Source organism: Chryseolinea sp. H1M3-3, from assembly GCF_029360725.1.
In the GTDB taxonomy this organism is placed as follows: Bacteria; Bacteroidota; Bacteroidia; order Cytophagales; family Cyclobacteriaceae; genus Chryseolinea.
Window position 1 is genome coordinate 1,436,905 of record NZ_JARKMY010000001.1, and the last position, 21,189, is coordinate 1,458,093.

The following is a 21,189-nucleotide window of genomic DNA, read 5'->3' on the forward strand; positions in this document are numbered from 1 at the left end:
TAAAAGCTTAAAGACCTGATAATCTGATTTCTTATTTATCATGGGGTCCGCCTGGTAACTTTGCCGTTGTTCAAGATCTATAAAAATGAAAAAGCTAATCATCCTTCCATTCATCTTGTTTTGTTTTGCTGTGCTAGCTCAACAAGGACACATTCGAGGTAAAATATCCGACGGTGAAACAGGTGAAGGGCTCTTTGGTGCCACCATTTTGAAGCAAGGCACCACTACAGGTATCAGCTCAGATTTTGAAGGTAATTATTCTCTTGCATTAGAGCCCGGGGTACACACGATCGTGATCTCTTATATTTCCTATCAGGCTCAAACCATTGAAAATGTAACCGTAAAAGGTGGCGAGGTAACTACATTGGATGTTGTTCTAAGGCCCGATGTAGCGCAACTTGGAGAGGTAGTCGTGACAGCGGAGGCCATGCGCGATAGTGAACTGGGGCTGATGACATTTCAACGCAAATCTGCAAATGTATTAGATGGAGCGTCTTATCAAACATTTAGAAAAACTGGTGATCGCGACCTGGCTTCTGCGATAAGAAGGGTCACCGGCGTATCAATCCAAAGTGGAAAATTCGTGTATGTACGAGGCCTGGGTGATCGGTATACACGCACAACGCTCAACGGTATGACTATACCCGGATTAGATCCCGACAGAAATGATGTTCAAATTGATATTTTCCCTACGTCAATTCTGGAAAATGTTATCGTCTATAAAACATTTTCTCCGAACCTGCCGGGTGATTTTACTGGTGGCATTGTGGATGTGGAAATGAAAAGTTTTCCTGAATCGAAGACCACAACGGTGTCACTTGGCTTTGGCTTTAATCCGGACATGAATTTAAAAGATAACTATTTACATTATAAGGGGGGTAAAACGGATTGGCTTGGATTTGATGATGGCACGAGGGAATTACCTTTCCCTTCCAATACTATAATTCCGAACGAGTCATCCAACGATCCTCAATTGGAAACGTTGACGCGGAGTTTGAACCCACAACTAGGTATACAACGCAAAAGAAGTTTTTTAAATACAACTTTCACATTCAATCATGGTAACCAATTAAATGTTGGCAAGAAGACCATCGGTTACACTGCAATATTTAACTATCAAAACAGATATGAATACTACGACGACATCGAGTTTGGCGAATACACTAAGAATGACGATGCTAGTCAAACTGAATTATTCAAGGAGGAAGTTAGAAAAGGTGAATTATCACAGACCAGTGTCTTATGGAGTGGATTATTGGCTGGATCTTTAAAATTTGACAAGCATAGTTTCTCTGCCAGTGTTTTCAGAACACAGAATGGTGTATCCGAAGCGTCTGATAGAATTAATCGAAATTATGACGAGACGTCGGCCACGCTGTATGAAAATATCCTAACCTATTCTCAACGCTCGGTAACGAACGGAATCCTTTCTGGAACGCATCAAATTAAAAAGCTTCGTGCTGACTGGAAAAATTCTTTTACGATTTCAAGAACTTATGATCCTGATTTCAGATCCACATCCATATCGATAACTGACCCTGAAAACCCTACCATTAATCGTGGAGATGGTGCAGGGATAAGAAGATTTTGGAGAGACTTAAATGAGTTCAATGAAAATTTGAAACTGGACTTCACGCTCCCTTATGGCAAGTCTAACAAACTTCAATTTGGAGCAATGGGGATTTACAAAGACAGAGAATTTAAAGTCGATAGTTATCTCCTTGATGCAACCAGCAGATCGGGAGTACCTTTGGATCCTGATTATTTTTTGCAACCTGAAAATATCTGGACCGCCGATGGCCAACGCGGAACATACCTGGAAGGTAATTACGAAGCGCCCAACAACTATGAGGCTAACTCCAGTGTGTATGCTGGGTATGTGATGACGGAAATGACATTCCAACGATTGAAAGCGGTCTTTGGAGCACGTGTTGAAAAAGCAGATATGTTTTACACCGGTGCAGATATTTTTGGCAACACGTTTGACAACGACCACACGCTCGACGAATTAGATATTCTTCCTTCTGTAAACTTAGTATACAGTCTCACCGAAACGATGAGTCTTAGAGGGTCTTTTGGTCAAACTTTAGCAAGACCTTCGTTCAAAGAAAAATCAGCCGCGCAAATTTATGATCCTATTACCAAGAGATTCTATAATGGAAATCTCAATTTGAATCAAACTATGATAAATAATTATGATTTAAGATGGGAGAATTTCTTCGTAGGTGGTGGAGGCGATATGATAGCCTTGTCACTCTTCTATAAACAATTTGATGGACACATTGAACTGGTAACTTTTGATGTTGCCCCTGATAACGTAAGGCCTAGGAATTCTGGGGAGAGTGTGGTATATGGTATGGAATTCGAGTTTAAAAAGAAGCTTGATTTTATCACCCCTTCACTTTCCGGATTATCCTTTGGTACAAATGTATCGTTGGCGAATTCTGAGGTGGATTTGGAATCGGTAATCGTAAATGAAAGTGGGTTGAATGAATTTCAGTCCAGGCAGTTTAACGCCCGGGCTGGTGAAACAATAGATAAGACAAGACCTATGGGCGGACAGTCACCGTATTTGATCAATGCATATCTCAACTTTACAGACAAGGAAGGCACCATGAATGCAAATGTTTCATATAATGTTCAGGGAGAAAGCCTCTTTATAATTGGTGTCGGTGCGGTACCGGATATTTATACCCAGCCATTCCACAGTTTGAACTTTAATGTGTATCGGAACTTCGGAGCAGAAAATAAACATCGAATTACATTTCGGACAGACAATATCTTGAAATCGGAAAAGAAGGATCTTTACAAAAGTCACGGTGATGCTGAAGCAATTTATTCGGTATTCAAGCCAGGAAGAACTTTTACCGTGAGCTATTCTTTGACTTTTTAATTAGTAAGATCGCTTCCTTCGGAAGGGTTTAAACTAAATAGACAAAACCCTGTTAATTGTTTCTTGACTGCTAATGTTAATTTGGCGGTCAAGAAACTGTGGTTAAAAACATTCTTATTACTGGCGCATCCGGACTAATTGGTACACGGCTCACCACATTACTTCATGAGAAGGGATACCGAATAGCGCATTTAAGTCGCACAACGCGTTCTGGAAACGCTCAAACTTTTTTGTGGAATGTTGATAAAAATCAACTCGATCCTGCGGCGATTCAACCAGCCCACGCCATTATACATCTGGCGGGTGCAGGCGTAGCAGACAAGCCATGGACGAAAGAGCGAAAGAATGAAATCATAAGCAGCCGTACATTATCGACTCGCTTGTTGTATGACGAGTTAAAAAAGGGCAATCACCAAGTCCGTACATTTATATCCGCATCCGGAATTGGATACTATGGCAGTGACGATTCAGAAAATTTCTTTACAGAGAATGATAAGACTGGAGACGATTTCCTGGCTGACGTTGTACGACGATGGGAGGAAGCGGCTGATCAGATTGCTGAACTCGGCATTCGGGTGGTCAAAATCCGTATTGGTGTTGTGTTAAGTGAAAAGGGAGGGGCATTGCAAGAAATTATGCGGCCGGTTAAGTTTTATGCCGGCGCGCCGTTAGGATCGGGAAAGCAATACGTGAGCTGGATTCACCTGGACGATTTATGCAACCTATTTATTAAAACGCTGGAAGATGAAACCTTACAAGGAGTTTACAACGCAGTGGCTCCTCATCCCGTTACCAACAAGGAGTTAACTTATGCCATTGCAAAAGCGCTTAACAAACCCCTGATCATTCCAGCTGTACCTTCATTTGTGTTAAAACTTTTGCTAGGTGAGATGGCCGATTTGGTATTAAAGGGCGCTAAGGTTTCTGGACAGAAAATTCAGTCCGCCGGCTTTCGATTTAAGTTCGAACACATTCAAGATGCCCTGAAAGATTTGTTGGTGAAATGATAAATTTCCAATTGCGATACCTCTTCACACTTTTTTTTCCGTTTTACAACGGATTATGTACAAGGTAAGAAGCGTGACCCGAAGTGCTATTTCAAGTAGCTTGTTTTCCATTTCAGACTTGTATATTCGTTGCCTAATTGGGAAAGATGCAAGGCCTACCAAACATACAGGTTCGAGAACGAAGGCGCTGCAGGAATAAAAATGTAATCCATGAAGTTAAAAAAGAAAGATATTAAAAATGTAATGACCCAGGAAGAGCTTGAAGAAGAGCAAAAAATTCGTCAAGCATTTAAAGATAAAGACTGGGCAGAGATAAAGGGTGCAAACAGTTGGATGATTTTTAAAGTGATGTCGGAGTTTGTTGAAGGACTGGAAAAGCTCGCGAAGATTGGCCCATGTGTGACTATTTTTGGTTCTGCCCGCGTAAGGCCGAGCAACCCATATTACAAAACGGCCGAGGAAATTGCTTTTCAGCTTGTACAACATGGCTATGGCGTTATCACCGGCGGAGGCCCTGGAATTATGGAAGCTGGAAATCGCGGGGCGCATCGTGCGAAAGGAAAATCAGTAGGCCTTAATATCTACCTGCCACACGAACAAAAAGGCAATATCTATATTGATCCGGATAAGCTTATCACCTTCGATTATTTTTTTGTTCGTAAGGTGATGTTCATGAAATACTCCCAGGGATTCATTGTTATGCCCGGGGGATTTGGAACATTGGATGAACTGACGGAAGCACTTACTTTGATACAAACCAAAAAAATCGGACGCTTCCCTATTGTTTTGGTGGGCAAGAAATTTTGGAAAGGTTTGGTGGACTGGTGGATGAAAGTACTTATGCACGAAGGTATGATCGGTGATAACGACGATCATTTATTTAATGTTGTGGATACGCCCGAGGACGCAGTGAAAGTGATCGACGATTTTTATTCTAAGTACTTGTTGTCTCCGAACTTCTAACAAAAATGGAAAGCATCAAGCTTACACAATACAGCCATGGCGCAGGCTGCGGATGTAAAATTTCGCCTGCAATACTCGACTCCATACTGCATTCAGATCTTCCAAAACCTTCGTTTAAGAATTTACTAGTTGGTAATGAATCCAAAGATGATGCCGCCGTATTTGATTTAGGGGATGGCACATGCATCATCAGCACGACAGATTTTTTCATGCCGATTGTCGATGACCCGATTACATTCGGTGCAATTGCCTCTGTCAATGCAATAAGCGACGTATATGCTATGGGTGGCGTGCCCATTATGGCAATTGCTATATTGGGATGGCCAGTCAACAAGATTTCTGGTGATGTTGCAAAATTGGTATTGGAGGGCAGTCGCCAGGTATGTAAGGAAGCAGGCATTCCATTGGCAGGCGGTCATAGTATCGATTGTCCCGAACCCGTTTTTGGATTGGCTGTCACAGGTACGGTTAAAAAACAATATCTTAAAAAAAACAATACCGCAATTGCCGGTTCGTTGCTTTACTTAACGAAGCCCCTGGGGGTTGGTATCACCACAACAGCTCAGAAAAAAAACTTGGTTAAGCCGGAACATCTCGGCAAGGCAATCGAAAGCATGTTGAAGTTGAATAATTTTGGCAGTGCTCTTGGTGAATTGTCTTATGTTAATGCGTTGACCGATGTAACCGGCTTTGGATTATTAGGACACTTGTGCGAAGTATGCGAAGGTAGCGGTGTGTCGGCTGTCATAGATTTTAATGAAATCCCACGGTTTAACTTTCTGGATTATTACATCCAGCAAAAATGTATTCCAGGGGGAACAATTCGAAATTGGGATAGTTATGGAATGAAGATTAACTTGATAACGGAGGACCAAAAGGTGTTATTGGCCGATCCCCAAACTAGCGGGGGTCTGCTTGTTTCAGTGGCTGAGCAGCACGCAAAATCTTTTGAAATATTTGCGTTACAGCACGGACATGAATTAAAACCTTTTGGTAAACTTGTCCCAAAAGAAAGCCATGCAGTCACTGTTCACTAACCTTGAAGCGATTACAAAACAACTTTGGGCAGCGGCTACCGCGCGAAATATCTGCAGTATCAAAATGAAGCATGAGAATGGATTCCGGTTAGTCCATCCCCATGGAGTATTTATGAGCAAACAAAAACATTTGATTATTGCTTGCTGGCAGAAATCCGGATTTAGTGAAAAAGGGGTAACCACTGGATACAAAAATCTATCGCTAGAAAAGTGTGAGACTGTAATGGTACTGAACAAAAAATTTACAAAGCGCAGGGATTTTAATCCAAAGGATGATCAGTATGGCGAATGGTTATTTCATATATGAGTAAGGAAATGTTCTCGCTACATCATCAAATTAGTTTCATCAACGACGCTTCATAAAGTTTTGCCAACACCCGCTCTTGACCAGTTAATTCTCTAAAGTTGAGTTCGAGCTGCTTCACATTCTCATCGAGTCTTTGTGTGTCATATGTCTGTTGATTCATTAAAATGGTAAGAATATTTTGTAAAGTACCATTCATCATCAGGTCTTGATGTGAATATACTTTCGTTAATTCTTCTACCAATTCAAAATCAAATTCTGTTATAATTCCGGTTGATTTAGCAGTATCCCAAGCCGTGTTGCTCAACATGTCGTTGATTATTTGTTTCTCGTCAGTCAATATTCCGAAGTTGAAATATTTGTCTTGTGCTAAAGCGTTTCGCAGGGTATCATTTTTACCTGTCGCCAAGGAATTTAGAAGATCATAAACTTTTTGATGTTTGGGAATCCACTCAACGAGTATTCTTGAGTTACGTTCCACTTCCAGTTTTATCCTTTGGATGGCAATTGTCTTCTGATTTTTAATCTTCAGCCGCTCAACATAATTTTCAATAGAAAGCGCGAACAACACGCTGAAGACAATTAGGAAGGCTTCGAAAAGATAGTGGCTCCATTTCTTCATCGTTCTAACGGAATGGGTATGGGAAAATTAATAGGTGCCCTCCGGTAATTTAATCTGGTCCGAATAGAATTTCATTCGGGAATGCATTGTATCCAGCGGTACGATTTTTTCAATCATCGTGTGTTTATGATTGATGAAAACCTCCAGGTAGTAGTTGCCCAGTAGATATAAATTTATCTTGTAGCCATAATATCGAATGGCCATTACAAATGTACCTTTTTCGTAAAGAGTTGTGATCTTCTCTTCCAGTGTCAGATTTTTGAATTCAGCCCATGCGATCATAAATTAAACATAAAGCAAAAATACTTTGATCACAATGTTGACTCTAGCGAAGTTTTTCCTTAAGCGTTCGGCATCTACTTCTTTCGAAACCATTAAACAATGTGGAATTGTTTGAACACCATTCGAAGTGAAGTTTTTTAATGTTTTAGAGCCTGTTAGCTCATAAGGAAAACTATTGAAACGTTAGTGACTTAGATGCGCCTAAGAAAGACTTAATTTTTTGCAATGTCACACCAACCGAAAACAATGAACTGACCACTGTTGCTCAAAATAAATTTGACAATCGTTGACCTGAAAAGTCGCAGCTCTCTTAAAAAAGAAAAAAACCCCTTGTTTGGGGTTTTTGGGTGAATGATGGGACTCGAACCCACGACCCTCAGAATCACAATCTGATGTTCTAACCAACTGAACTACATCCACCATGTAGGGACGCAAAGGTATACAGCCACTATGAATTAACAAAAATGATTAACATTGATTTTTACAGGCCGGTTCACCTTTCTCCATAAAATCTAGGCCTTTCGGTTGAAGAGAAGTCGATTACCTTTCTGGCTTTCATCAAAACCTCCATCCGCGTATACCAAATGACCCGAAACAAACGTCTTTTGAACCTTAGCCTGAAATGTCTGATTTTCAAACGGCGACCATTTGCACTTGGCAATAATATTCTCTTTTTCAACTTTCCACGGATCGTTCAAATTAACCAGGACCAGGTCGGCAAAGTACCCTTCACGGATGTATCCCCTATCTTGGATTTCAAAGACAATTGCCGGGTTGTGACACATTTTTTGAGCAATCTTTTCGAGACTTATTTTTCCTTGATGATAGAATTCAAGCATGGCCACAAGGCTATGCTGGATCAAGGGGCCACCGGAAGGCGCGTTAAAGTATTTATTTTGTTTTTCTTCCCAGGTATGCGGCGCATGATCGGTTGCAATGACGTCGATGCGATCGTCAAGCATAGCCTTAAATATTTCCTGTTGATCGTGCGCCGTTTTTATTGCTGGATTCCATTTGATTAGCGTACCTAATCTTTCATAATCTGCCTCATTGAACCACATGTGATGGATACATGCTTCGCTCGTAATTTTCTTTTTCTCCAAGGGTACAGTGTTATCGAACAGCGACGTCTCTTTTGCGGTCGATATGTGCAGTATATGAAAACGGGTGCCATGCCTTCTTGCCAGTTCTACTGCAAATGACGAAGAAATGTAACAAGCTGCCTCGCTTCTAATTAATGGATGGCAATGAATAGGTACATCTTCACCATATTTTTCCTGGAATGCAGCAGAATTTTTTCGGATGGTGGTTTCGTCTTCGCAATGCGCAGCGATAAGCGATGGAAACCTGGAGAAAAACCCTTCCAGCGTTTTTGGGTCATTAACCAATAGGTTGCCCGTTGACGAGCCCATGAAAATTTTTAATCCACAAACTTTTTTGATGTCGGTCTTCATAACTTCAGCGAGGTTATCGTTCGACGCCCCCATGAAGAAGGAGTAATTGGCAAGAGAAGTCTGTGAGGCGATCTGGTATTTCTGTTCCAGGAGCACCTGCGTAAACGTCGGGGGATTTGTATTGGGCATCTCCATAAAGCTGGTGACGCCACCGGCCACTGCGGCCCTGGATTCCGAATAGATATTTCCTTTATGCGTTAAGCCAGGTTCACGGAAATGGACCTGATCGTCTATTACGCCAGGTAATAAATAGTACCCTTTGGCATCAATAACCTGCGTTGCACGATGAGATGATAGGTCCTTTCCAATAAGCTCAATATGTTTTCCCTTAATAAGAACATCTGCTTCATAGACCTTCCCTTCATTGACTATATTTGCGTTGACGATCAGTTTAGTTTCCATCGGGTAAAATTAATATCTAACGTGTCAGCCTTTACAAATTTTGAAAGTTTTAATCTCAATAAGCAGCTTTTAAACGCTGTGGCTGACCTTGGTTTTTCGACGCCAACAGAAATACAAAAGAAATCCATCCCAATTATTCTTGCGGGCCAGGAAATTATTGGTATAGCCCAGACAGGAACAGGGAAAACAGCAGCTTATCTTTTGCCGGTGCTGATGAAAATAAAATTTGCCCAGGGAGAAGGACCGAGAGCCGTGATTCTTGCCCCAACGAAAGAATTGACGATTCAAATTGCAGAACATGCTATTCAATTAGCAAAGTATACGGATTTACGGATTATGCCGATCTATGGCGGAATTGGTCCCAAGACTCAGATTGAGATGCTGCAACAGGGAATCGATATCCTTATAGCTACGCCAGGAAGGTTTACTGAACTCTATCAGCGCAATGAATTGTCGACTAAAGAAATTAAAATCCTTGTTCTTGACGAAGCAGATCGAATGATGGATATGGGATTTATGCCTCAGTTGAGAAAAATTCTAGAAGTGCTTCCGCGCAAACGGCAAAACTTATTATTCTCGGCAACTTTTTCGGAACGAGTTGAAAAACTTTCAGCTGAATTTTTAGAGTTTCCTATTAAGGTCGAAGTCACACCGCAGGCGACGGCGGCGCAGCAAGTAGAGCAGGAATTGTATCATGTTCCGAATATTAAAACTAAAATCAATTTTCTCGCATACCTGCTTGAAAATAGAGAAGAGTTCAATCGTGTAATGATCTTTACCCGCACCAAAGAATCTGCCGATAATGTTTTCAATTTCATTGAACGCAAGGGTCTCGGACCGGTTAAAGTAATTCATTCGAATAAAGGTCAGAACAGTCGTATCAATGCCGTGAATGAATTTAAGGAAGGCAAACTTCGTGTATTGGTTTCAACTGATGTGACGGCGCGTGGCATAGACGTTGTAAAAGTTTCTCACGTCATTAATTTCGATGTGCCTGCTTTTCACGAAGATTATGTTCATCGAATTGGTCGCACGGGCCGGGCTTTTCAGGAAGGAAAGGCAATTACATTTGCAACGAAAGCCGAACTCTATCACATTGAAAAAATAGAGAAATTGATCCGCGAAAAAATTCCTGTAAAAGATTTGCCAGCCAATGTTGAGGTTGAGAAAACACCTTTCGAGGAAGCTCAAGCGATGGCGTTGGATATTGATTGGCAAAAGAAAAAAGAGGATCCTTCTTTTAAGGGTGCATTTCACGAAAAAAAAACAAAATTTCCAGAATGAGTTTTTGATTTACTGCTCCAGGGTAACGGTGTAATGAAAGTATGCAATGAAATTTTGAAAATTATGATCAAGTTCAAACTGCATAATGGTAGCAAAATCTGATATTTTGACAAGTCGCTTCGTTACATCATCGTAGAAGATTGCATGTTCATCAGTGATAGCGAAAATTTGAACAAATCTTTGCTGCCACATTTCGCCTATAAATCTGAATCGAATACAAGTATAGGGTTGCCTGTCATGCAACTCATGAAACAACCGTTTTATTTCCGATATAGTGATCGTTTTTTTATCCCAGGACATGGAAATCTATACACGCATTGCCGGCAATTATACGTGAAATAAATTTCAATATGGACAGGTCGGTTGTTATCATAAAAGATAATTCATCTTTGTGAATTTAATTCCACAAATTTCTACACATTATTCATGCACAACGTCTTAAAGTTGGTTTGGATTTTAATTTGCTTTAAAGCAATTACAAACTCATCATATCTTTGAACTTGGCAGCTTGTCTTCGGCTCACTTCAACTTTATCACCTCCGCGCAGTTTCACCATCAGTCCTCCGTTAAACCAAGGTTCAATACCTTCAACCCAACTTAAATTTACAATGTGTTTCCTGCTGGCTCTGAAGAAAGCACGTTCGTCCAGTTTCTCATCCAATGCATTTAACGATTTGTGGATCATCGGTCGATTGTTATCAAAGTATACCTTGATGTAGTTACCATCGGATTCAAATAGACGAACATTATTCAGGCTAACAAACCAGCAACGATCACCGTCTTTTACAAACACCTGATCGTTGAGTCCAAGTTTCTTTTCTGGTCCGCGTATCGCAGCGATTTTAGCGCGCTCCTTATCTGCGAGTTTTGACACGGCTTCAGCAAGGCGCTCGGGTTGGATTGGTTTTAATAAATAATCGAGCGCATTCACCTCAAAAGCTTTTAAGGCAAATTCATCATAGGCTGTTGTGAAAACTACCAACGGAACGGAATCCAATTCTTCCAATAATTGAAATCCCGTTTTGCCCGGCATTTGTATATCTAAAAATAGAAGATCCGGATTTAACTCATTTACCATTTGAATGGCCTCTTCGGCATTCATGGCCTCGCCAACAACTTCTATACTTGGATGGTCTTCCAGTAACTTCATCAGCTCTTTACGCGCTAAACGCTCGTCATCTACGATTAATGCTCTCATGGGTGTTGTTTTGGGGAATTACTATTTCAGTTAATACAAAATTATCGTTTTCGTTTACAATCCGAAAAGAGGCCTCATCACCGTACAAAAGTTTCAGGCGTTGTACGGTATTCTTCAAACCAAGTCCTGTTTTACCGCGCTTCGCGCCGTTCATCATGTGGCCGCTATTGCGAATGTGAATTTTCAGATGATTGTTTTCTACTAGGGTTTTCAGTTGGATCACGCCGCCCGGTGTAAGTTTTGAAATTCCATGTTTGATCCCATTTTCAACCAATGTTTGAATCATGAGCGGCGGGACCAGAAACTTATTAGAATCAGGATGAATATCAAATTCGGTTTTCAATCTTTCCTCAAATCGAATGCTCTCGAGACCAAGGTAGTCTTTTACAATTTTTAACTCATCGTCAAACTTTGTCAGTCCTTTCTTATCAGACGCAAGGCTGCTTCTCAAAATATTTGAAAGCTGATTGATTGCTTGCTTGGATTTCTTTGGATTTTCGTCAACCAGGGCGCGTATGCTGTTTAAAGCATTAAAGATGAAATGTGGATTGAGTTGAGATTTCAGATTATTCAATTCGATCTCAATCATGGAAGCATCATACTTCAACGATGTGTTGTATCGTTCAAAATAATGATAGGTAAAATAAAACACTGTCCATAAAAAAAACAGAAACACGTACCACGACGATTGTCCCAGAACCTGTGAAATACTTAATGCCAGTGTGAGGTTTAAAGTAGTAACAGGTTGAAATAATTGTCCGAGTGCAGAAGTTATTGGCAGGCGAAGAAAGTAAATCATCAGCCCCATAACAAAAAGCGAGAAGAATACACTTGGAATCAATTTATGCATGGGCAGGTATAACCACTTATACCGGTTTAAGAGTATCCGAAACCAGTTCGTAATGATCAGGCAAAGAAATGCCTCAAGCACCAGGAAAATAATTCGCCTCGGGGTTACACTTCCTGAGGCCAGGTAACTGGATACGATTTGAACGACAGCATACAACAACCACCCTCCAATCTGCAATGACCAGTATATTCTTCGTTTGTTTACCATTTCCTGACTGATCACAAAATTACGCAAATCAGCCAAGGGAAAGGGCGAATTTATTTAGGTGGTTATAGGAACTTGAATTGAAGGACGTATAGAAATATAATTGATGCTGCAATAATAAGCGCCCAGGTTATGGCCACCAGAGCTTTCTTGTACGCATAGAGTCTGGGTTCCGATACGAGATTATTGCTTATGAATGCAAGTCCGGCAGTTAGGTAAACGGAAGCTTCCAAAGGATCATCCTTCATGAACTCGTAAACACCAAACCCAAAAAATACTAAACCAAACAAGTATTGGCGTAAACGTGAATCCATATTTCTGATGAGGGCTTTTTCAATTCAGGTAAAAATGTGAAAAGTAAAAAATAAAACAAAATTACGTTAAACTGTCGTATGACCCTCGGATTGGTCAGGCGACTAATTCAGTCTTTAGGAATTTGCCAGTATAACTCGCTGGATTTTTTGATACTTCTTCAGGAGTTCCTTTTGCAATAATCCTACCTCCTTTTTCTCCGCCTTCCGGGCCAAGGTCAACAATATAATCCGCAGATTTGATTACGTCCATGTTGTGTTCAATAACAAGCACTGTATTTCCTTTGTTCACTAATTTTTGAAGGACGTCAAGCAGGTGCGCAATGTCTTGAAAGTGTAAGCCGGTCGTTGGTTCATCTAAAATATAAAACGTTTTTCCTGTGTCGCGTTTTGACAGTTCTGTGGCAAGCTTAACCCGTTGCGCTTCACCGCCAGATAACGTTGTTGCATGTTGTCCAAGTGAAATGTATCCGAGCCCCACTTCACAAAGCGTCTGAATTTTTCTAAGAATGCGCGGTTGATTTTCAAAAAAAGTTACTGCCTCTTCTACAGTCATGTCCAAAACATCACTGATTGATTTTCCTTTGAAACGAACTTCCAATGTTTCCCTGTTATAGCGTTTACCCTTGCAGGTTTCACAGGGGACATAAACATCCGGCAGAAATTCCATCTCGATTAAACGGAGTCCTGCGCCTTCACAAGTTTCGCATCTGCCACCTTTAACATTAAAAGAAAACCGCCCGGTTTTATACCCTCGGATTTTTGATTCAGGTAATTGCGAGAATAAATCACGGATATCAGAGAAAGCACCGGTATACGTAGCTGGGTTCGACCGGGGTGTTCTTCCGATAGGTGATTGGTCAACTTCGATGACTTTATCAATATGTTTTAGTCCGGTCACTTTTTTATGCGCCAACGGTTCAGTTCTCGAATTATAAAAATGCTGATTGAGTATGGGGAACAGCGTATCGTGAATTAAAGTAGACTTTCCACTTCCCGACACGCCTGTGATGCACGTAAGGGTGCCTAACGGGATGTCTAAATCAACATTCTTCAAATTGTTACCACTTGCGTTGGTCAAAGAAATACTTTCACCGCTCCCTTTGCGTCTATCCTTTGAAAACGGAATGCTGATTTTTCCGCTTAGATATTTGGAGGTTGTGCTATTGCCTTTAAGAAAGGTTGCAGGATCGCCCTCAGCCACCACGTGTCCGCCGTGACGCCCAGCACCTGGACCAATGTCTAATATATAATCAGACTCAAGCATCATATCTTTGTCATGCTCAACAACAATTACTGAGTTGCCGATATCACGTAAATCTTTCAGCGCTTTAATGAGCTTAACATTATCCCGGGCATGTAGTCCAATGCTGGGTTCGTCAAGAATATAAAGTACACCAACAAGTTGAGTTCCGATTTGCGTGGCAAGGCGGATCCGCTGCGATTCACCGCCACTTAATGTTCGGATGGGCCGGTTTAGATTTAAGTAGTCTAACCCTACGTCTAACAGAAATCCGATACGCTTACGAATCTCCTTTAGAACTTCTGTTGCTATGATGCGTTGTTTTTCGTTGAGCCGATCTTCTAAGCCCTCAAACCATTTTTTTAAGGCATTGATATCGAGCTGTGCGAGCTCTGCAATATTCTTACTATCGAGTTTAAAATGGAGAGATTCTTTTTTTAATCTGGCTCCGTTGCATTCGGGGCAAGTTTTGGAAACGGTAAAATCATCTACCCATTTTTTGATGGCGTCTGATCCTTCTTCCTTCTGCTTCTCAAGAAAACTAATGATACCTTCAAACTTTGTATTCCACTCGCTACCCGGATATTTTACTGAAGCCACTGCTACAGGTTCATCATCGCCATAAAGCAAAATATTAATGACATCCTTCGGAATATCCTTGATGGGAGAGCTCAGCGTTAGTTTATAACGCTTTAAAATGGCTTCGATTTTTTTAAAGATCCAGATGTCGCGATATTCTCCTAACGGCAAAATACCTCCTCTGCTTACGCTTAGCGAAGCGTCGGGTATAACCGACTCTTTGGTGATCTCCTCTATTTGTCCTAATCCATTGCAGGTAGGGCATGCTCCATAAGGTGAGTTGAACGAGAATGTATTGGGAGCAGGTTCATCGTAGGCCAATCCTGTTTTAGGATCCATCAGGAACTTTGAAAAATGGTGGACTTTCCCATTTTCCTCCATGATCATCATAACGCCCTTTCCTTCCTTAAGGGATTTGTTGATTGATTGTCCAATCCGGGCACGATCCTTAGAATCGGCAACAATGCGGTCCATTACAATTTCAATGTCGTGAATTTTATAACGGTCAACCTGCATCTTGGCCGTAATGTCCTGAACTTCGCCGTCAACCCTTACTTTTGTAAATCCCGATTTTCTGATCTGCTGAAACAATTCGCGATAGTGGCCTTTCCTGCCCTTTACCACCGGCGCGAGCAGATGCAGCTTTTTGCCATTGAAATTTTGCAACAGCGTATCCAATATCTGATCCTCCGATTGACGAACCATTTTTTCGCCTGTTAGATAAGAAAATGCTTCACCTGCGCGGGCAAAAAGAAGCCGCATGAAATCATATATTTCTGTGACAGTGCCTACAGTAGATCGCGGGTTTCTGGAGGTTGTTTTTTGTTCAATTGAAATTACCGGGCTCAATCCATTTATCTTGTCGACGTCTGGGCGTTCAAGATTTCCCATAAAACTTCTCGCGTAAGCGGAAAAACTTTCCATGTAACGGCGCTGACCTTCGGCATAAATCGTATCAAAAGCAAGTGACGACTTTCCGCTCCCGCTAATGCCCGTTATCACCACCAGCTTGTTTCGTGGGAAACTGACGTTGATGTTTTTTAAATTATGTTCGCGGGCGCCGACTATTTCAATAACGTCGTGGCCAGTGGAGTCAAATATTTTCTTTTCAGGAGAAGCTTTAGTCATGAAGGAAATTGAGTATTAGAAGAATACAAAAATGGACCCAGGATGGTTGCAGAACAAGTAAAAAAGATTTAAAGGTTCGAGCGTGAGTTTTCAGGAAACCTTCAAAGCCACCGGGCCTATTTAAATCAAGTCTTTCGGCGATTCGAGACTGAATTCTTTGTGCGGAAATCTGTTAAGGCATTTCTTTTCCCTGAACCACAAGCAACATTTCGAACCAATCTTGTACATCCATTTTAAAATCAACAGCTTTTGCGGCTTCTGTGATGCGCTCCGGCTTTGTTGTACCTATTACAGGGAAAATATTTCCTGGATGCCTTAGTAACCAAGCTAAAGAAAGTTGTGATTGCGTAGCCCCGTACTTAGATGCTTTGTTGAACAACTCCTGGTTTCCCTCTTTAACTAATTTTCCGCCGCCGAGAGGTGACCACGCCATGGCACCGACGCGGTGCTTCATTAAAACGTCCATCGTGCCATCAAACAGCGGTGCATGCGACGTGAGGGAAAGCTCGATTTGATTCGTCACCAATGGAAAAGGCAAATAGCTTTGAAGCATTTCAAATTGAGTAGGTGTAAAGTTTGAAACACCGAAGTTCAAGACCTTCCCGCTTTTCCGTAGTTGACCGAAAGCTTCTGCAACTTCCTCAGGATTGAGCAAAGGATCGGGCCTGTGAATGAGCAAAAGCTCGATTCGATCAGTGTTGAATAATTTTAGAGAATTATCGGCTGTCCAAAGGATGTGTTCTTTTGAGGTATCGTAGTGTTTTACCCAGGTCTTTGGCCTTCTTCCCGAACAGAATTTGATCCCAACTTTTGTAACGATCTCCATCTTATTCCGGAGGCCTGGATTTTTTTTCAAGACATTACCAAAGATTTCTTCATTGCTGTGATCACCATAAATATCGGCATGATCGAAGGTGGTAATATCAGCATTAAGAGATGTCTGTATGAGTTGTTCAACCTTTGATTCTTCAAGATTCCATCGCCATGCCCCTGCGATTAAACGTGAAAATGTAGGGCCTTCTTTGTGAATAGCTTTGTGTTCCATAAAAATGAATGTGTGAGATAGTTGTGAGGGTTTGTTATTTAGATAACCATTGCATGACTTTTTCAGCAAACGCCTGTGGCTGTTCCGCTTGTACCCAATGACCGGTATTCATGGTCTCCAGTTCAGCGTCCGGGAAAATTTCCGTTATCCTTTTCCAATCCTCATCGCGAACATAATTTGAGTTGGCGCCGCGAATGAATAATGTAGGCTTTGTAAACTGTCCACGGTATTGCAGGTCCACACCAATGTTCGACAATTTTTCACCGATCACTGGAAGATTTATTTTCCAGGAAAAGCCACCCGTGCTTTTGCGCTGAAGATTTTTAAGCAGGAATTGGCGGACATCAGGATCAGAAACATGCCCGGCCAGGATTTCATCAGCTTCATTTCTTGAAGTAAGGGAGTCGACAGGAATTGCTTTTAATCCTTCGAGGATTGTATAATGTTCCAGGTTATATTCTCTCGGAGAAATATCAACGATGATCAATTTCGAAAGCATGTCCGGATGAGCCAATGCGAAATTCATAGCTGCTTTGCCTCCCATAGAATGACCGATAATTACTGGATCTTTGATCTGGTGGTCTTCTATAAATTCCTTTAAGTCATTCACCATGGATTGATAATCGAACGCATCGTTATGTGGCGATTGTCCGTGGTTTCGCTGATCGACGCTATAAACTTTAAAGCGTGGTCCAAATAACTTTGCTTGCGTCAGCCAATTGTCGGACGAGCCAAAAAGTCCGTGAAGAATAATGATCGGCTCACCTTCTCCTAGTTCGCGAAAAAATAATTTCATGGCCAAAAATAGAATTAAGTCGGCAGAAGTCAGAATTGAACGATGTGAACGGTATATTTGGGGCTTTAATTTTTAAGATGGAATTATCACAAGGAGCCTACACCATTCAGGGTATTAATGTACTTGACCTCGCGCAACAATTTGGAACCCCGTTGTATGTTTACGATGGCGAAAAGATCGCTCAGCAAATAAAGACACTTCGAAATGCTTTCTCAGACACAGAGATCAGGGTGAAGTATGCAGCGAAAGCATTAACTAATATTTCAATACTGAAGTTGATTCGTAAACATGGTGCCGGCGTTGAAGTGGTTTCTCTGGGTGAGGCTCACATTGCCATGAAAGCGGGTTTTACACCTTCCGAAATCGTGTTCACTCCCAGTGGAGTTGACTTTAGTGAAATCGAGCAGGCTGTTGACCTTGGATTGGCTATTAACATCGATAATCTTTCTACCCTTCACAAGTTCGGAGATAAATATAAGAACACATATCCCTGTGGCCTTCGGATAAATCCACACATCATGGCTGGTGGAAATTATAAAATTTCAACGGGTCACAGTAACTCTAAGTTTGGCATTTCAATCTATCAGTTTCCCCAAATAATGGAAATTGTGCAGAAGCATGGCGTGCAGGTGAAAGGACTGCATATTCATACAGGTTCAGAGATAGCTGAAACTGACGTGTTCATCAAAATGGCAGACATTCTCTTTGGAATGGCTGCAGATTTTCCCAACCTGTCATTTATTGACTTTGGAAGTGGTTTTAAAGTCGCTTATAAAGAAGGCGACATGGTTACTAACATTTACGATCTTGGGCTGAAGCTTTCAAAAGCATTTAATGATTTCTGCTACCGCTACGGTCGTAAACTGGAGATGTGGATCGAGCCGGGGAAATATATTGTAAGCGAGTCTGGAACATTTTTGGTGAAAGCAAATATTGTGAAACCTACTCCATCAGTAACATTTGTTGGTGTTAACTCTGGATTGAACCACCTGATCCGGCCGATGATGTATGACGCATATCATCACATAGTAAATGTTTCGAATCCAACGGGCTCCCAAAAAATTTATACTATCGTTGGATACATCTGTGAAACGGACACCTTTGGTTCTGACAGGAAACTTCATGAAGTCCGCGAAGGTGATGTCCTAGCGTTAAAAAATGCAGGTGCGTATTGTTTCTCAATGTCTTCTAACTATAATTCAAGATTGCGGCCGGCGGAAGTGTTGATCGTTAATAAAGAGGCTAAGTTAATTCGTGAGCGCGAAACAATTGATGATTTGTTGAAATTGCAGATCGAGGTAGACGTTTAACAATCTGAAGGTCTTCCGCTTATCACATGATATCAACTTTTTTGAATTGCAGTTCGTTATTTTAGGAACCTAATTTTATAGGATGTTCATACGATCTGTCGCTGTTCTCTTTTTGCTTGCGTTGAATTTATTCGTGCAGGCGCAAATTATCCAACCTGCCAAATTAATTGCAGAAACTCCCTCGAAGACTTACCAGGTTGGCGACGAAGTGGAGTTGGTGTTTAAAGCTTCCATAGATAGAGGATGGTATATCTATTCCGTTGGTTTTGACGGAGAATGCGGGCCGATCCCCATGGCGGTTACAATAGAGAAACATCCCAGCTTTGAGTTGATCGGCGACCTTGTTGCGATAAATGACCAAGCCAAACATGATAAAATTTTCGACTGCGATGTTCGGATCTTTATCAACAGCGGGGAGTTTCGGCAAAAAATAAAGTTGCTCTCGCCAGATGTAACTTTAGTTGGATCTTATGAAGGTCAGGTATGCTCAGAGGTTGAAGGCAAATGCGTTTTGTTTTCTGGTGACCTAAGTTTCAACAAGATAACTATCACTGGAACCAAATCAGGCAGCCTGAAGACTCAAACAAAGGAAACGCCAGCTATTCAACAGCAACCCGTCGATACGTCAGCGGTTAAACAATCACAATCACAACCATCATCAGCCATCGGACAGTCCACGGAGCCCAATAAAGGACCTCAATTGGACCCGGCATTAATAAAAGAGGACCCGCGTACCAGCTCTTGGACAGGCTTCTTCTTATTGTCGTTTCTTGCCGGGTTGGCCGCGTTACTCACGCCCTGTGTTTTCCCGATGATACCAATGACTGTAAGCTTTTTTACAGGAAAGGTCAGGCATAAGACCTATGCATTTCTATATGGCACTTCTATTATCGTGATATATTCCGTAATCGGGATGGCGGTGGCCCCACTTATGGGACCCGAAACAGCGAATCATTTGTCGACGGAATGGATACCCAATCTTATTTTCTTTGCCGTATTTGTCGTTTTCGGCTTATCATTTTTAGGCCTATTCGAAATCACATTGCCCGGGCGATTTATCAATAAGGTGGACAGCCAGGCTGAAAAAGGGGGATTCATTGGTGTATTCTTCATGGCCTTTACACTGGTGCTGGTTTCGTTCTCTTGCACCGGTCCTTTGGTGGGAAGCATCCTTGTTTCTTCTGCCGGTGGAGAATTTTTGAAACCCATCATCGGCATGTTTGCCTTCTCACTGGCTTTTGCTATACCCTTCACGTTGTTTGCATTTTTTCCGGGCTGGTTAAATGCGCTGCCAAAATCAGGTGGCTGGTTAAATGCTGTAAAGGTTGTTTTAGGCTTTGTTGAATTGGCATTGGCATTTAAGTTTTTGAGTATCGCCGACCAAGCCTTTCATTGGAGAATCCTTGATCGTGAAATTAACATTGCTATCTGGATTGTTATTGTCACCTTGATTGGAATATACCTGATGAAAGGTTTCCGGCTACCGGGAGATACGGGCAGGGATTCGGAAGATAAACGGGTTAGTATTCCTCGTCTTACGCTGGCAATTTTTGCCTTTACATTTGTGGTGTACCTGATCCCCGGCATGTGGGGTGCCCCGCTTAAAGCCTTGGCAGGTTACCTACCTCCGTTATATACCCACGACTTTGATTTGATCTCATCGGCACGAACTCAAAGCCAAAATGAAATTTGTGACGAGCCAAAGTATGCCGACTTCCTCCATCTGCCTCACGGACTGAATGGATATTTTGACTACGATCAAGCCATCGCGTGCGCACGTCAGCAAAACAAACCTTTGTTCATAGACTTTACGGGGCATGGATGCACAAACTGCCGCGAGATGGAAGCTGTAGTTTGGTCAGATCCAGAAGTTTTAAGTCGGCTGCAAAACGATTATGTTGTCGTTGCATTATATGTCGATGACAAGACTCAGTTGCCGGAGTCTGAATGGTATACTTCTAAATATGATAACAAGGTTAAAAAGACCATTGGTAAACAGAATGCAGACCTTCAGATTACCAACCTTAATAACAACGCTCAACCTTTTTATGTATTGGTAGGCCAAGATGAACGCGTCCTTGTTAGTCCTTATGGGTATGATAAAAGTGTACAAAGCTTTGTTAATTTCTTAGATGAAGGAAAAAAGAAATATGCCGAACTCTACCTTCAATGATTAACGTGTAAATACGCAATTTTTAAAGGTTTAGGTACAGGGTAACAAAATCTAATGTCTGATGCAGAACGCTTCAACGTTCCTTTCGCTCAGCATTTTCAACA

18 protein-coding genes and 1 tRNA gene are annotated in these 21,189 nt (G+C 41.6%); 8 read left to right on the forward strand and 11 right to left on the reverse strand.

What is annotated here, in order from left to right:
* Positions 1-85: 85 nt before the first annotated feature.
* The 5 genes from P2W71_RS06265 (at position 86) to P2W71_RS06285 (ending at position 6,207) form a co-directional block, all read left to right on the forward strand.
* The gene (locus tag P2W71_RS06265) at positions 86-2,893 is read left to right on the forward strand and encodes a TonB-dependent receptor (protein WP_276368454.1); all 2,808 of its coding nucleotides are present in this window, start codon (positions 86-88) and stop codon (positions 2,891-2,893) included.
* A gap of 98 nt (positions 2,894-2,991) precedes the next feature.
* On the forward strand, positions 2,992-3,900 hold the full coding sequence (locus tag P2W71_RS06270) for a TIGR01777 family oxidoreductase (RefSeq protein WP_276368457.1): 909 nt from the start codon (positions 2,992-2,994) through the stop codon (positions 3,898-3,900).
* Positions 3,901-4,143: 243 nt separating this feature from the next.
* Positions 4,144-4,863 carry a TIGR00730 family Rossman fold protein gene (locus tag P2W71_RS06275; RefSeq protein WP_276369067.1) on the forward strand — a complete coding sequence of 240 codons (720 nt, stop codon included), beginning with the start codon at positions 4,144-4,146 and terminating at the stop codon, positions 4,861-4,863.
* A 5-nt stretch (positions 4,864-4,868) separates the two neighbouring features.
* Positions 4,869-5,900, forward strand: coding sequence for a selenide, water dikinase SelD (selD, locus tag P2W71_RS06280; protein ID WP_276368459.1), 1,032 nt, complete (start codon positions 4,869-4,871; stop codon positions 5,898-5,900).
* Positions 5,881-6,207 carry a hypothetical protein gene (locus P2W71_RS06285; protein WP_276368462.1) on the forward strand — a complete coding sequence of 109 codons (327 nt, stop codon included), beginning with the start codon at positions 5,881-5,883 and terminating at the stop codon, positions 6,205-6,207. Before selD ends, P2W71_RS06285 begins: the two co-directional genes overlap by 20 nt.
* Before the next feature lie 25 nt (positions 6,208-6,232).
* Here P2W71_RS06285 and P2W71_RS06290 read toward each other — a convergent pair whose 3' ends face one another.
* From P2W71_RS06290 to P2W71_RS06305, 4 genes are all read right to left on the reverse strand, one after another.
* Positions 6,233-6,826, reverse strand: a complete 594-nt coding sequence (locus P2W71_RS06290; RefSeq protein WP_276368464.1) for a hypothetical protein — start codon at positions 6,824-6,826, stop codon at positions 6,233-6,235.
* Positions 6,827-6,853: 27 nt separating this feature from the next.
* Positions 6,854-7,108, reverse strand: a complete 255-nt coding sequence (locus tag P2W71_RS06295; RefSeq protein ID WP_276368467.1) for a hypothetical protein — start codon at positions 7,106-7,108, stop codon at positions 6,854-6,856.
* 346 nt (positions 7,109-7,454) lie between these two features.
* Positions 7,455-7,528, reverse strand: a tRNA-His gene (locus tag P2W71_RS06300).
* Positions 7,529-7,620: 92 nt separating this feature from the next.
* The gene (locus P2W71_RS06305; protein WP_276368470.1) at positions 7,621-8,964 is read right to left on the reverse strand and encodes a dihydroorotase; all 1,344 of its coding nucleotides are present in this window, start codon (positions 8,962-8,964) and stop codon (positions 7,621-7,623) included.
* Positions 8,965-8,985: 21 nt separating this feature from the next.
* Here P2W71_RS06305 and P2W71_RS06310 point away from each other — a divergent pair, with 21 nt between their 5' ends.
* Complete coding sequence (locus P2W71_RS06310) at positions 8,986-10,248, forward strand: DEAD/DEAH box helicase (protein WP_276368473.1); 1,263 nt, start codon at positions 8,986-8,988, stop codon at positions 10,246-10,248.
* Positions 10,249-10,257: 9 nt separating this feature from the next.
* On the opposite strand, the gene P2W71_RS06315 is transcribed toward P2W71_RS06310, so the two are convergent.
* The 7 genes from P2W71_RS06315 to P2W71_RS06345 all read right to left on the reverse strand — a co-directional run bounded on the left by P2W71_RS06315 (position 10,258) and on the right by P2W71_RS06345 (position 17,602).
* Positions 10,258-10,548 carry a hypothetical protein gene (locus P2W71_RS06315; RefSeq protein WP_276368476.1) on the reverse strand — a complete coding sequence of 97 codons (291 nt, stop codon included), beginning with the start codon at positions 10,546-10,548 and terminating at the stop codon, positions 10,258-10,260.
* Between the two features lie 175 nt (positions 10,549-10,723).
* Complete coding sequence (locus P2W71_RS06320) at positions 10,724-11,446, reverse strand: response regulator (protein WP_276368478.1); 723 nt, start codon at positions 11,444-11,446, stop codon at positions 10,724-10,726.
* Positions 11,424-12,539, reverse strand: a complete 1,116-nt coding sequence (locus P2W71_RS06325; RefSeq protein ID WP_276368481.1) for a histidine kinase — start codon at positions 12,537-12,539, stop codon at positions 11,424-11,426. The genes P2W71_RS06320 and P2W71_RS06325 overlap by 23 nt, the downstream gene beginning before the upstream one ends.
* Before the next feature lie 26 nt (positions 12,540-12,565).
* On the reverse strand, positions 12,566-12,814 hold the full coding sequence (locus P2W71_RS06330) for a hypothetical protein (protein ID WP_276368484.1): 249 nt from the start codon (positions 12,812-12,814) through the stop codon (positions 12,566-12,568).
* Between the two features lie 94 nt (positions 12,815-12,908).
* Positions 12,909-15,761, reverse strand: a complete 2,853-nt coding sequence (gene uvrA / locus P2W71_RS06335; RefSeq protein WP_276368486.1) for an excinuclease ABC subunit UvrA — start codon at positions 15,759-15,761, stop codon at positions 12,909-12,911.
* Between the two features lie 172 nt (positions 15,762-15,933).
* Positions 15,934-16,806: an aldo/keto reductase gene (locus tag P2W71_RS06340; protein WP_276368489.1), complete on the reverse strand. Its 873-nt coding sequence runs from the start codon at positions 16,804-16,806 to the stop codon at positions 15,934-15,936.
* A 34-nt stretch (positions 16,807-16,840) separates the two neighbouring features.
* Positions 16,841-17,602: an alpha/beta fold hydrolase gene (locus P2W71_RS06345; RefSeq protein WP_276368491.1), complete on the reverse strand. Its 762-nt coding sequence runs from the start codon at positions 17,600-17,602 to the stop codon at positions 16,841-16,843.
* 77 nt (positions 17,603-17,679) lie between these two features.
* Between P2W71_RS06345 and lysA the strand changes: the two genes are divergently transcribed.
* Entirely contained in the window at positions 17,680-18,912 is a 1,233-nt protein-coding gene (lysA, locus tag P2W71_RS06350; RefSeq protein ID WP_276368495.1) for a diaminopimelate decarboxylase, read from the forward strand.
* 82 nt (positions 18,913-18,994) lie between these two features.
* Positions 18,995-21,085 (forward strand): cytochrome c biogenesis protein CcdA, encoded by a 2,091-nt coding sequence (locus tag P2W71_RS06355; protein WP_276368497.1) that lies wholly within the window; start codon positions 18,995-18,997, stop codon positions 21,083-21,085.
* Positions 21,086-21,189 lie beyond the last annotated feature (104 nt).